The organism is Streptomyces sp. NPDC041796, from assembly GCF_055590785.1.
In genome coordinates, this window is the sequence record NZ_JBVJAH010000009.1 from 1 (window position 1) to 11,819 (window position 11,819).

General features: G+C 73.2%; 11 protein-coding genes. 6 read left to right on the forward strand and 5 right to left on the reverse strand.

Features of this window, described 5'->3' with window-relative positions:
- Positions 1 to 116: 116 nt before the first annotated feature.
- The gene (locus tag ACZ6C1_RS19325) at positions 117 to 1,910 is read right to left on the reverse strand and encodes a S8 family peptidase (RefSeq protein WP_469242324.1); all 1,794 of its coding nucleotides are present in this window, start codon (positions 1,908 to 1,910) and stop codon (positions 117 to 119) included.
- 533 nt (positions 1,911 to 2,443) lie between these two features.
- On the opposite strand from ACZ6C1_RS19325, the gene ACZ6C1_RS19330 reads away from it, so the two are divergent.
- The 4 genes from ACZ6C1_RS19330 (at position 2,444) to ACZ6C1_RS19345 (ending at position 5,192) form a co-directional block, all read left to right on the forward strand.
- Complete coding sequence (locus ACZ6C1_RS19330) at positions 2,444 to 3,016, forward strand: antibiotic biosynthesis monooxygenase (protein WP_469242325.1); 573 nt, start codon at positions 2,444 to 2,446, stop codon at positions 3,014 to 3,016.
- Positions 3,017 to 3,103: 87 nt separating this feature from the next.
- On the forward strand, positions 3,104 to 3,523 hold the full coding sequence (locus ACZ6C1_RS19335; protein ID WP_469242326.1) for a VOC family protein: 420 nt from the start codon (positions 3,104 to 3,106) through the stop codon (positions 3,521 to 3,523).
- A gap of 244 nt (positions 3,524 to 3,767) precedes the next feature.
- Positions 3,768 to 4,145 (forward strand): phage holin family protein, encoded by a 378-nt coding sequence (locus ACZ6C1_RS19340; RefSeq protein ID WP_469242327.1) that lies wholly within the window; start codon positions 3,768 to 3,770, stop codon positions 4,143 to 4,145.
- A gap of 180 nt (positions 4,146 to 4,325) precedes the next feature.
- Positions 4,326 to 5,192 carry a DMT family transporter gene (locus tag ACZ6C1_RS19345; RefSeq protein ID WP_469242328.1) on the forward strand — a complete coding sequence of 289 codons (867 nt, stop codon included), beginning with the start codon at positions 4,326 to 4,328 and terminating at the stop codon, positions 5,190 to 5,192.
- Between the two features lie 52 nt (positions 5,193 to 5,244).
- Here ACZ6C1_RS19345 and ACZ6C1_RS19350 read toward each other — a convergent pair whose 3' ends face one another.
- The 3 genes from ACZ6C1_RS19350 to ACZ6C1_RS19360 all read right to left on the reverse strand — a co-directional run bounded on the left by ACZ6C1_RS19350 (position 5,245) and on the right by ACZ6C1_RS19360 (position 8,255).
- The gene (locus ACZ6C1_RS19350; protein WP_469242329.1) at positions 5,245 to 5,751 is read right to left on the reverse strand and encodes a hypothetical protein; all 507 of its coding nucleotides are present in this window, start codon (positions 5,749 to 5,751) and stop codon (positions 5,245 to 5,247) included.
- A gap of 330 nt (positions 5,752 to 6,081) precedes the next feature.
- Complete coding sequence (locus ACZ6C1_RS19355) at positions 6,082 to 7,659, reverse strand: glycerol-3-phosphate dehydrogenase/oxidase (protein ID WP_469242330.1); 1,578 nt, start codon at positions 7,657 to 7,659, stop codon at positions 6,082 to 6,084.
- The gene (locus tag ACZ6C1_RS19360; protein ID WP_469242331.1) at positions 7,656 to 8,255 is read right to left on the reverse strand and encodes a TetR/AcrR family transcriptional regulator; all 600 of its coding nucleotides are present in this window, start codon (positions 8,253 to 8,255) and stop codon (positions 7,656 to 7,658) included. The genes ACZ6C1_RS19355 and ACZ6C1_RS19360 overlap by 4 nt, the downstream gene beginning before the upstream one ends.
- 73 nt (positions 8,256 to 8,328) lie before the next feature.
- Here ACZ6C1_RS19360 and ACZ6C1_RS19365 point away from each other — a divergent pair, with 73 nt between their 5' ends.
- Together ACZ6C1_RS19365 and ACZ6C1_RS19370 are read left to right on the forward strand one after the other, a co-directional pair.
- A complete protein-coding gene (locus ACZ6C1_RS19365; RefSeq protein ID WP_469242332.1) occupies positions 8,329 to 9,927 on the forward strand; it encodes an FAD-binding oxidoreductase in 1,599 nt (532 codons plus the stop codon).
- A gap of 42 nt (positions 9,928 to 9,969) precedes the next feature.
- Positions 9,970 to 10,851 carry a diacylglycerol/lipid kinase family protein gene (locus ACZ6C1_RS19370; RefSeq protein ID WP_469242333.1) on the forward strand — a complete coding sequence of 294 codons (882 nt, stop codon included), beginning with the start codon at positions 9,970 to 9,972 and terminating at the stop codon, positions 10,849 to 10,851.
- A 75-nt stretch (positions 10,852 to 10,926) separates the two neighbouring features.
- On the opposite strand, the gene ACZ6C1_RS19375 is transcribed toward ACZ6C1_RS19370, so the two are convergent.
- Positions 10,927 to 11,721 carry a hypothetical protein gene (locus ACZ6C1_RS19375; protein ID WP_469242334.1) on the reverse strand — a complete coding sequence of 265 codons (795 nt, stop codon included), beginning with the start codon at positions 11,719 to 11,721 and terminating at the stop codon, positions 10,927 to 10,929.
- Positions 11,722 to 11,819: the final 98 nt, after the last annotated feature.

The window sequence follows — 11,819 nt, forward strand, 5'->3', positions numbered from 1 at the left end:
CCCCCCCCCCCCCCCTCCCCCCCCCCCCCCCCCCCCCCCCCCCCCCCCCCCCCCCCCCCCCCCCCCCCCCCCCCCCCCCCCCCCCCCCCCCCCCCACGGCCGTGGGCCGACGGTGCTCAGAAGGTCAGGTTCCAGGCGTCGATCTTCCCGGTGTCCTGGTTGGCGATGTCACGGACCCGCAGTTTCCAGATTCCGCCCGCGACTTCGGCGGAGGCGTTGACCGTGTAGGTCTTGCTCACGTTGTCCGTACCGTCGTTGTCGGCGAAGTCCTCCAGCGGGTACACCGTCCCGTCCGGTGCGACCAGGGAGAGGATCAGGTCACCGCGGTAGGTGTGGGCGATGTTCACGCCCACCTTCAGCGTGGCCGGCGCGTTGCCGCTCACGCCCGAGACGGTGAGGGGGCTCTCCACGGTCGCGTTGTCCGTGATGGCGACGTCCGTGGTGGTCTCGAAGTACGGGCCGGGGGGAGGCGTCGTACCGCTGACCGCCTTCAGGGCGTCGGTCTGTCCCTCGCCGAAGAAACCGTTCTTGGCGGTCGTCCCCGTGCACCGGCTGTCCGAGGGGCAGGCCACGTCCACGGCCTGCACACCGAGCCGGGACCGGATGTCGGCCGGGGTGGCGGCGGGGTCGGCGCTCGCCATCAGCGCGGCGACACCGGCGACGTGCGGCGACGCCATCGACGTACCGTTCATGTTGCCGTACTTGCCGCCAGGCAGCGTGGAGTAGACGCCGGACGTGCCGTCACCGCCAGGTGCCGCGATGTCGATGACGCCGTTGCCGTAGTTGGAGTACGACGCCTTCACGTTGCCCTTGCCCATCGCGGCGACCGTCACGACGCCGGGCAGCTCGGTGGGAATGTCCAGGCAGGCGTTGGTGATGGTGCGCCTGACCGGCGTGGAGTCGTTGGGGCTCTCCGTGTCGACCGTCTTGTTCGCGAGGTCGAGGTTGGAGTTGCCGGCGGCGGCGATCTGCAGCGAGCCCCGTCGCTCGGCGTACTCCTGGGCCCGCCGGACACCCTCGATGATGGCGGCCTGGTCGGCGTTGTCCGGGCAGTTGAACTGCCAGGGGTCCGTGTAATAGCTGTTGTTGGTGACCTTGAAGCCGTGGTCACCGGCCCACATGAAGCCGCAGATGGTGTTCTCCGCGAAGAACAGGCTGGTGCCCGGTTCGGCGATGCGGACCGACGAGATCGTCACCCCGGGTGCCACCCCGACGACGCCCTTGCCGTTCTTGGCCGCCGCGATCGTGCCGGCGACGTGCGTCCCGTGCGTGCCGACGTCACGCCAGGCCCCGGCGCGGGTGTCCGCCTTGCCGTACGCGCAGGAGACGGAGTCCGCCGCGTTGAAGTTCGGCGCGATGTCCTGGTGCCGGTCGTCCACGCCGGTGTCGAGCACACCGACCTTGACCGCCGCGGAACCGGTGGTCACGCCCCAGGCCTGGTCGGCCTTGATCTGGGTCATGTCCCAGCGCGTCAGGCTCTCCGTCAGCGTCGTCGGCGACTGGGCGGGGTTCGCCGGGAGGGCCGGGTTGTACGCGTCGGCCGGCACGTCCGAGGTACGCGTCGCGCCCACCTGCTGGACTCCGGGAACGCCACGCATGGCGGAGGCGAAGCCGGCCGAGGCGGAATGGGCGACGATCACACCGATCGCGTCGTAGGAGGCGAACACCGACCCGCCGTTGGCGGCCACGGCCGCCCGCACGGCGGAGGTGTCACCGGGTGTGGTGATCACGAGGTGGGCCCGGGTGCCCGCGGCCCATGAGCCGGTGGAGGCGATGGAGGCCGCGGCGCTGACGGGGGCGGCGGCAGGTGCGGCGGCTGCCGGGGCGGGAACGGGGGTCACCCCCTGCGGCGCCGTGCCGACGGCCGTGGCCGTGGTGCCGAGGGCGAGAGTGGTACCGAGTGCGGCCATGGCGACCGTCATCGACTTCGCCGGGAGCCAACTGGATATGTGACGTATCAACGCGTCCTCCGAGTCCCGGCGTGCTGGTCGGGCCGCCGGGCCGAATGAGTAGGGGGTGAACGCAAGATGTCAGACGTTCGAATCGCTGAGAAGGAGGGGAAACCCTTGCTGCCCCCGGCGTGGGACACGAGGGTTCGCGAAGTGGCTCACCGGATAAGTGATTCGCCCTGATTCACCGCGATTCATCACCGGCACCTGGCGCGTGCCCAAGGGGCGTCCCGTGGGTGTTCGGCGTTTGTCCGGTGCGCGGCTGGTGCGTGTTCGGCGTGTGTTCGGTGTGCTCGGTGCTTGCGCAGGGCATTCGGCGCGCGCCCGCCGCCGGCCCCTCCACCGGCTCGTTGCGCGGCAGTTGGCGAGACGGCGGCCCATAGTCGGCGAGACGGCGGCCCGTGCCGGTCCGTGGCTCGCGGCGGTGGCCCTGTGCCCGGGCGGAGCGGCACCGTAAAGTGCTGCTGGGCGCGGTACGAGCATCAGGAGAGCATGTGACTGCGGTGAGCCTTGAGCACTCGACCGTGCCCGCCGACACCGGCGAGGTGACCTTGTTGATCGCCCGGCAGGTCGAGCCCGGACACGAGGCCGCGTTCGAACGGTGGGCGCGGGGCATACTCGCCAGCGCGGCACAGTTCCCCGGGCACCTGGGCCACGGCCTGTTCCGCCCGTCCGCCGACGGTGCCCCCTGGTTCCTGATCCATCGCTTCCGGGACGCGGAGGCGTGCCGTGCGTGGCAGGAGTCACCGGAGAGGGCGGCGTGGTTCGACTGCTGTGAGGGGCACCATCACACCGAGGTCGCGCGGCGCGAACTCACCGGGATGGAGACGTGGTTCGCCGAGCCGGGATCGGTGACCCCCGCGCCCCCGCGGTGGAAGATGGCGATCAGCGCCACCCTGGCCATCTACCCGATCTCCCTGCTCGGCAGCTACTTCCTGGTCCCGCACCTGGTGGGCCTGCATCCGGTGGTCAGCAGCGCCGTGATCGCCTGCGTCTTCAACGTCCTCATGACGTACGCGGCGATGCCGGCCGTGAGCCGTCTCCTGCGTGGCTGGCTCCGCCGGTAGGGCGCGCGGACCCACCGCGACCGTGCGCGTGCCGTTGCGGTGTGCCGCCCATCCGCGAGGATGGGTCCGCACAGAAAGGGGTAAATCGTGGCATCTCGCCTCAATCCGTATATCAGCTTCAATGGCGACGCCCGCCAGGCCTTGGAGTTCTACCAGCAGGTCTTCGGCGGCAACCTCAGCCTCAACACCTTCGGTGACTTCGGCACCGACGACCACGGTCAGGCCGACAAGATCATGCACGGCATGCTCGAGACGGACCGTGGCTTCACCCTGATGGGGGCCGACCACCCGCCCGGCTCGGAACACCGGCCGGGGAACAACATCGCCGTCAGTCTCAGCGGCGACAGCACCGACGCGGGGACGCTGCGGGGCTACTGGGAGAAGCTGTCCGACGGAGGCACCGTGTCCGTCCCCCTGGAGACCCAGATGTGGGGCGACGAGTTCGGCATGTGCGTGGACCGGTTCGGCATCGCGTGGATGGTGAACATCGGGCAACCGCAGAGCTGAACGGCCCGGCCGCACGGAGCACCACCCGTGCCGCCGTGCGGCCCGTCGTCCCGCCCCGCCCGGGCCAGGCCCCGCCCGGCCCCGGTCCAGGCCCCGCCCGGCCCCGGCCCCGGCCCGTCCGGCCCCGGTCCCGGCCCGCCCGGCCCGGCCCGGTCGGTGCGGGGCCGCGCCGCGACACGGTGCGTTCCCTGCGGTACCGCACGAGCGGCGGTGTGCTCCGGGGCGCAACGGGTACGCGCGCCCCATGGAGCAGTCGGTCCAGGACGTTCACACCAGGGTTCGCGAGGAAACCACGGTCCGCGAGGACATCGACACCGCGCGGGAGGAGGCGGCACTCGGGCTGTCGGAGGCGCGCAACGGCGTCGTGGCGCTGGCCGCCGGCGGGGCGTGCGGGCTGCTCGCCCTGTGGTCGGGGCACTCGACACTGGTGCGCGCACTGGAACGGGTCTGGGCACCCCAACGGGTCACGGGCGCGCTCACCGTCGTCTACGCGTCGGGCGCTTCCGTCCTCGTCCACTACGGCGCGAAGCGCATGCGGGTGGCGCGAGCCGCGTCGCGTGAGGCACTGCACTCCTCGGTGGACGTGGTCCGCCACGTGGTGGACGAACTGAAGGACGGCTGACCGCCGGGTCCTGACGGCCGCACCCTCACCGCCGCGCCCCGTCCGGCGGCGGGCGCCAGTCCGGCGGCGTGCCTCTTCCGGTGCCGGCGTCGGGCCACCCGCCGTAACCACCGCACTCCACCGGCCGGGACCTGGCCGTGTCGGCACCGCACGCCCCGCCCCCGCGGCGAGGATCGACGGATGGGCCTCCTCCTCCCCACCCTCTTCGCGCTGTGCGCGGCGACCGCCAACGGGGTCGCCACCGTCCTCCAGCGTCGTGCCACGCTGACCGTCCCCCAGACTCAGGGCTTCCGCCCCGGCATGCTGATCGACCTGTTGCGCCGGCCTCTCTGGCTGGCCGGCATCCTGGCCGTGATCGTCGCGGGCGTGGGGCAGGCCGCCGCGCTGGCGACCGGCCCGCTCGCCCTCGTACAGCCGTTGTTCATCCTGGAACTGCCGCTCGCCCTGCTGTTCGGCTCCCTGGCGGACCGTCAGCGCATGCCCCCGGGCCAGTGGGCGGCCGTGGCCGCCGTGGTCACCGGGCTGGTCGTCGCCATGCTCGCGGCCTCGCCCGAGGGCAACCGCACCCGCGTGCCGCTGGACGAGTGGGTGGTCACCCTGGCGGTGTGCGCCGTGGTCGTCCTCGCGCTGACGGCCACCGCGCTGCGCAGACCCCCGGGCAAGGCGCGCGCCGGATGCCTCGGGGCGGCCACCGCCATCTGTTACGCGCTGACGGCCTCCCTGATGAAGACGTCCATGCACATCCTCGACGACGAGGGTGTCGCCGCGTTCTTCACCACGTGGCACACCTACGCCTTCGCCGCGTGCGGTGTCTGCGCGCTGCTCCTCCTCGAACACGCCCTCCAGGGCGGGCCCCTCGTGGCGTCCCAGCCGGCGCTCACCCTCGGCGACGCGACGGTGAGCCTGGCACTGGGTGTGCTGCTCTACCAGGAGCACCTGCGTGGCCACTGGTGGCTGGTGCCGGAACTGCTCGGCATCTGCCTCGTGGTCATCGGGGTACTCGCATTGGCGCGGGCCGAGACCGAGACCCGGACCGCCCCCGTCTGATGGGCCGTGCACCCGGGGAGGGCTCAGCCACCCTTCCGCCCGGGCCAGGGAATCAGCCGCACTCGTCCAGCACCGCGAGCAGGGCCCGCGCCTCGGCGTGCGCCCGGTCCACGTCGACGTCGTCGCATATCACCTCCAGGCCCAGGGACGTCCAGCCCGGCATACCGGGAAAGGCGTAGGAGGACTGGTACGCGAAGTAGGCGCGCAGCTCCTCGTCCGGGTCGCGGCCGACCCACAGCGTGGCGTAACGCTCCTCCTCGGCCGGCCCGGACGCCAGCATCCGCGTACCGGACTCGCCGAGGTGGAGCAGACGCTCGTAGAAGGAGGGCGTCGCCGGCAGGTCGAGCACCGCCCGGGCGAACTCCCGCACGTGTGCGGCGTCGTCGAAGGCCAGCAGCTCGCTGAAGACGGGCAGCCCGGCCAGCAGCAGCCAGCGCCGCGTCCCGGCCCCCGCCTCCTCCGGCCCGTGGGCGGGTTCGTGGGCGACGGACAGGACCGACGTGCCCTTCTCCGCCCCGCCGTGCTGCCACGCGTAGGTGAAGACCTGTTCGAAGCTCATGCGTCGACCTCCCCCCGAACCGGCCCGTACGGGCCATCCGTCGTGAAGCCTAGGCGGTCGCACTGACAATCGTCTCGAGACGATCGCCGCGAAGCGTGAAGCGGTCCGTGCCGGCGCGTCAGCCCCGCCCCTCGGGGTACGCGCGGGGCTGACACGACAACACCACGAAGACGACAACGACATGACACGGAGGCACCCGTGAACAACATCGTGACCGCTTCGCAGGACGCATCGGCCGCACCCGCATGGCTGCACGTGACCGTGATGGCCGTAGCGGTGCTCATCCTCTTCTACAGTCTGGCCAGGCGCAGCAACTGACCCCGACGGCCCCTACGGCGCGACCCGCCCGTCCTCGTGGCGCAGCACCTCACGGGCCGTTTCCAGCGCCGCCTCCCGGTCGTGCGGCACGACGCCGATCCGGGTGCGGCGGTCGAGCAGGTCGGACTCGTCGAGGGCGCCCTCATGGCGTACCGCCCAGACGAGTTCCGCCACGGTGACCGGGTGGCCCGGTACGACGGGGCGCGCAAGGGCCGGGTCCGCAAGCCCCAGCGCCTGCACGGCAGGGGCTTCGGTGCCGTAGCGGCGGACCAGGCGACGGGGAGCGTCGAGGGCGGCGAGCCTGCCCGGAGCGGCGGCGCCCACCAGGGGCAGACCGGCCGTGCGGCAGGGCCCCGCGGCGAGGCCTCGCGCGAAGACGACGGCGTCCAGGGCGTCCTGCGCCATGCGCCGGTACGTCGTGAGCTTGCCGCCCACGACGGTCACGACCCCCTCCCGTGACGTCAGCACGGCGTGCTTGCGGGAGATGTCGGCCGTGCGGGAGGAGCCCGGCGCGCCCGACGTGTCGAGCAGCGGCCGCAGCCCGGCGAAGGCGCCGATCACGTCGTCCCGGCCGAACGACACGTCCAGGGCCGAACCGAGGACGTCGAGCAGGAAGCCGATGTCCGTCTCCGGCACCTCGGGCACGTCGGGGACGTCACCGTCGACGGGTTCGTCCGTCAGTCCCACGTACACCCGCCCGTCACCCTGCGGCAGGACCAGGACGAAGCGGTTCGCCTCGCCGGGGATCGGTATGTGCAGGCCCGCGGTGAGCGAACCGAGGTCCTCGGAGCGGAGCACCAGGTGGGTGCCCCGTGAGGGGCGCAGCCGGATGTCGTCGATCAGGCCGCCCGCCCAGACCCCGGTGGCGTTGACGACGGCGCGGGCCCTGATCCGCGTCTCCTCGCCGGTGACCTCGTCCCGTACCAGCGCGCCGCCGCCGTCCAGCGACAGGGCCCGGGTGCGGGTCAGGACGCGCGCGCCGTGCGCGGCGGCGGTGCGGGCCACCGCGGTCACCAGCCGGGCGTCGTCGCTGAGCCGGCCGTCCCAGGAGAGCAGCCCCCCGCGCAGCCCGGCCGGGCGCAGCGCGGGCGCCATGTGCCGGGTCTCCACGGGCGACAGGGCGCGGGGTGCGGGCAGGGTGGACCGCGACGTACGCGCGGAGGCGCGCAGCAGGTCCCCGGCCCGTAGCCCGGCCCGGGCCAGCGCCGCCTGCGACCGTGAGACGAGCGGGGTGAGCGGCAGGACGAACGGCTGGGCGGCCACCAGGTGCGGCGCCGTCCGCTCCATCAGGATGCCGCGCTCCACGGCGCTCTCGTGAGCGACGTCCAGTTGCCCGGAGGCCAGGTAGCGCAGACCGCCGTGGATGAGCTTGGAGCTCCACCGCGAGGTGCCGAAGGCCAGGTCGTGGGCGTCGATCGCCGCGACTGTCAGGCCCCGGGAGGCCGCGTCCAGGGCGATGCCCGCGCCGGTGGCCCCGAGGCCCACGACCAGGACGTCGACCTGCGTGCCGTCGGCCAGCTCGGCCAGTTCGCGGCGGCGGCGCGCCGCGGTCAGCGACGAAGAAACGCGTGTGGTGCGCGGGTGGCTCATGGGGCGAGGGTCCTTTCCAGAAGGGTCCGCAGCTCACCGAGGAAGGCCGCTTCGTCGAGCTCGGGGTCCGAGTCGTCGGTCATGGTGCGCAGCGAGAGCGTGAAGGACTGGACGATCAGCAGCACGGAGCGGGCCTGGAGGTCGGGGTGGGCGGCCCGTACGGACCCGTCGGTGTGCCCCTCCTCGAGCGCGCCGGTGATGAGGCCCAGCAGCGCGTCCTGGCTGGCGCCTCGCCGGTCGAGCACATAGGGCAGCAGGAGCTCGGGGTCCACGTCGAGGATCTTGTGGAAGAGCGGGTGCGCGCGGAACGCCTCGATCCCGGCGACCAGCCCGTCGACCAGCCTCCGCCGGGCGGGGATACCGGGTTCGCGCTCGGGCATGGCCGCGACGGCCAGGGCGACCCACTCACGGGTCATCACATCCCCGACGAGAGTGCGGACATCCGGCCAGCGGCGGTAGAGCGTCATGCGGGAGACCCCGGCGCGGCGGGCCACGTCGGTCAGCGTCGTACGGCGTACCCCGACGGCGAGGACGCAGTCGCGGGCCGCGTCGAGGACGGTTTCCCCGTCCGAATGGTTGTGACGAATGGGCGTCATCTGTCACAGTGTACCGCCAGGCGGGCCGCGGAGCACGCCCCGATCCCGAACCGACGGTGAGGAAACCGACCCCGTGGACATGTTGTGGAGCGGCTGGGGCGACCCGGCCAAGGCGGCACCCCTGCCCGACACCGTGATCGGCCTGCTGCGCGACCTGCTCGGCGTCACCCCGCGCGAGCAGGGCCCCACCGCGCTGGAGGACATCGCCGTCCCCGAGTCCCCGCTCACCCCCGAGGCGTGCCACGCCCTCGCCGACTGCCTCGGCGACCGGGCCCACCTGCGCACCGACGCCGAGGCCCGCATCCGCCACACCCGCGGCAAGTCGACCCCCGACCTGCTGCGCATCCGCGCCGGCGAGGTCGACGACATCCCCGCCGCCGTCCTGCTGCCGGGCAGTCACGACGAGGTCCTCGCCGCCCTGCGCGTATGCACCGAACACCAGGTGGGCGCCGTACCGTTCGGCGGAGGGACCTCGGTCGTCGGCGGCCTCGCCCCCGAACGCTCCACCTTCGTCGCCCTCGACCTGCGCCGCATGGACGCCCTGCTCGACGTGGACGAGGTCTCCCGCACCGCGACCCTCCAGCCCGGACTGCGCGCGCCCCGCGCCGAGGCCCTCCTCAACGAACGCGGCTTCACCCTCGGCCACTTCCCCCAGTCGTACGAATGGGCCACCATCGGCGGCTTCGCCGCGGCCCGCTCCAGCGGCCAGGCCTCCGCGGGCTACGGCCGGTTCGACGAGATGGTGCTGGGCGTCACCGTCGCCACTCCCGAGGGCACCTGGGAAGCCGGACGCGCGCCCCGCTCGGCGGCCGGTCCCGACCTTCGCCAGCTCGTACTCGGTTCCGAAGGCGCCCTCGGCGTGATCACCTCGGTGACCGTGCGGATCCGTCCCCTGCCCCAGGAGCGCTCCTACGAGGGCTGGCGCTTCGCCTCCTTCGAGGCGGGTGCCGCCGCACTCCGCAAGCTCGCCCAGGACGGACCGCGCCCCACCGTGCTGCGCCTGTCGGACGAGACCGAGACCTTCATCGGCCTCGCCCAGCCGGACCGCATCGGCAGCGCCGACACCATGGGGTCGGCCGGCTGCATGGCCATCGTCGGATACGAGGGAACGGCCGCCGACACCGAACAGTGCCGGGCGGGCGTCCACCGGGTGCTCCTCGCCGAGGGCGGCGAGTGCGTCGGCACCGAACCGGGCGACCGCTGGGCCCACGGCCGCTACGACGCCCCCTACCTGCGCGACGCGCTCCTCGACGCCGGCGCCTTCGCCGAGACCCTGGAGACCGCCGCCTTCTGGTCCGCGCTCCCGGAGCTCTACCAGGGCGTCCGCCTGGCCCTCACCACCACCCTCACCGACGCGGGCACGCCCCCGCTCGTCATGTGCCACATCTCGCACGTGTACGAGAACGGCGCCTCGCTCTACTTCACCGTGGTGTCCGCCCAGGGCGACGACCCGGTCGCCCACTGGGCGCCCGCCAAGCACGCCGCCAACGAGGCGATCCTGGCCGCCGGCGGAACCATCAGCCACCACCACGGTGTGGGCACCGACCACCGTGACTGGTACGCACGGGAAGCGGGGCCCCTCGGCGTCCGCGTCCTCCAGGCCGTCAAGGCGGAGCTCGACCCGGCGGGGGTGCTCAATCCCGGCATCCTCGTGCCCGTCCGCCACCCCTGACACGACCCGACCCGCCCTGCCCTGCCCTACGGAGGCGCGCACATGCGACAGTTCACCGCCGTCGTCAACCCGGCCGCGGGAAGTTCCAGCGGCACGGCGGCCCTGCTGCCCGTGGCCCGGCTCCTGCGGGAGGCCGGAGCCGGGCTGGAAACCCGCTACAGCCGCAGTCTCGAACACGCCCGTGAGCTGGCGCGGCAGGCCGCCGCACAGGGCCACACGGTCCTCGCGGTCGGCGGTGACGGCATGGCCGGTGCCGTCGGCGGTGTCCTCAGCGGCACCGACGCCGTCCTCGGCCTCGTACCGTCCGGCCGCGGGAACGACTTCGCCAGGGCACTCGATCTGCCCACCGACCCCCCGGCCCTGGCGGACCTGCTGCTGCACGGCACGCCACGCGCGGTCGACACCATCCGGGTCGACTCGGCCCTCCACGCCGGCGTCTCGGTGCTCGGCAGCGTGTACGCCGGTGTCGACGCGGTCGCCAACCGGTACGCCAACCAGTCCCGGCTGCTGCGCGGCTCCGCCTCCTACTACGCGGGCGGAGCGCGCGCGGTGGCCGGCTGGCGGCCCGCGGCGTACCGCGTCACCGTCGACGGCACGGTGCACGAACGGCGCGGCTTCACGGTCGTCGCCGCCAACTCCGGCTTCTACGGCTTCGGCCGCCGCATCGCACCCGACGCCCGCGTCGACGACGGCACGCTCGACGTCGTCGTGATCCGGCACGCCCCGAAGCGGCTGTTCTTCGCGATGATGAACGAACTCAAGACCGGCGCGCACATGCGGCGCCCACAGGTGGAGGTCCTGCGCGGCAGGGAGATCCGCATCGAGGCCGACCGCGAGCTCCCCTACGGCGCCGACGGCGAGGTCGACGCGACGCTGCCGGTCACGGTACGGGTCCAGCCGGGCGCCCTGCGCGTACTGTCCTGAACGGGCGCCGGGCCGCACGTGCCCGTGGCCCGGTGTGACACAGGGCTCGCTGTCGGGCGGGGAGGCGGCGTCGTCTCAGGGCACCAGGACCAGCACGGCGAGGGTGTAGAGGCCCGGCGCGAAGGCCGTGCCGTACGCCTCGTACCGGCGCACCCCCCGCTGCTCGCCGTCCAGCGGGTGCTTCGTGCGCTGGACCCCGAGGAAGGTCCCGATCATGGCGAGCGTCAGACCCGTCCCCACGAGGGCGTACACGCTCGTCTCCGTGGGCTCGGCATGGACACCGAGCAGGCGCAGCACGAGCCCGGCGACCGGGGGAACGCTGCTGACGGCGGCGAGGATGCCGCACTGCCGGTAGGCGACCTTCTGCGAGCTGATCCACTGGCGCTTCCGCCACTCCTCACGGACGGCGGGGTCCTGCGGCCCGGGGTGCCAGCTGTCGCCGACGGCGAACGACGTGAAGTAGGAGCCGGCCAGCCCGCCGACGCCGGCGATCACGGCGAACAAGGTCTTCTGCGTGGGCAGATGGATGGCGGCCAGCACCGCGAACGCCGACAGCACCGAGACCAGTGACACCACCACCGGCACCGCCACGAACATCACGGCGGCGGGGAGGTTCGCCGTCTCGTCCACCTCGGCGCCTATCGCCGAGAGCGCGATCGAACCGGTCAGGCTCCCGATCATCGCGATGACCAGGAGCCCCGCCGCCAGGCTCACGAGCGTGGTGTCGCCCGACCGGCTGGTCGTGAACAGGACGATGGTCGCGGGTACGGACAGCGCGCCGAAGGAGCCCACGATCGGCGCGTACGCGGCCGCGCCCCGGCGGACGTCGTAGTGGCCCGTGACGGCGGGCCCCGGGCGTTCGGGTGACATGGCGGCGACGCTAGCCGCCCCCGGTGCGTCGGCGCAGGGATTCGCGTGCGCGGTTACAGAACGGGGCCGCCCGGGAGCGCGCGGCGCGCACGCCCCCG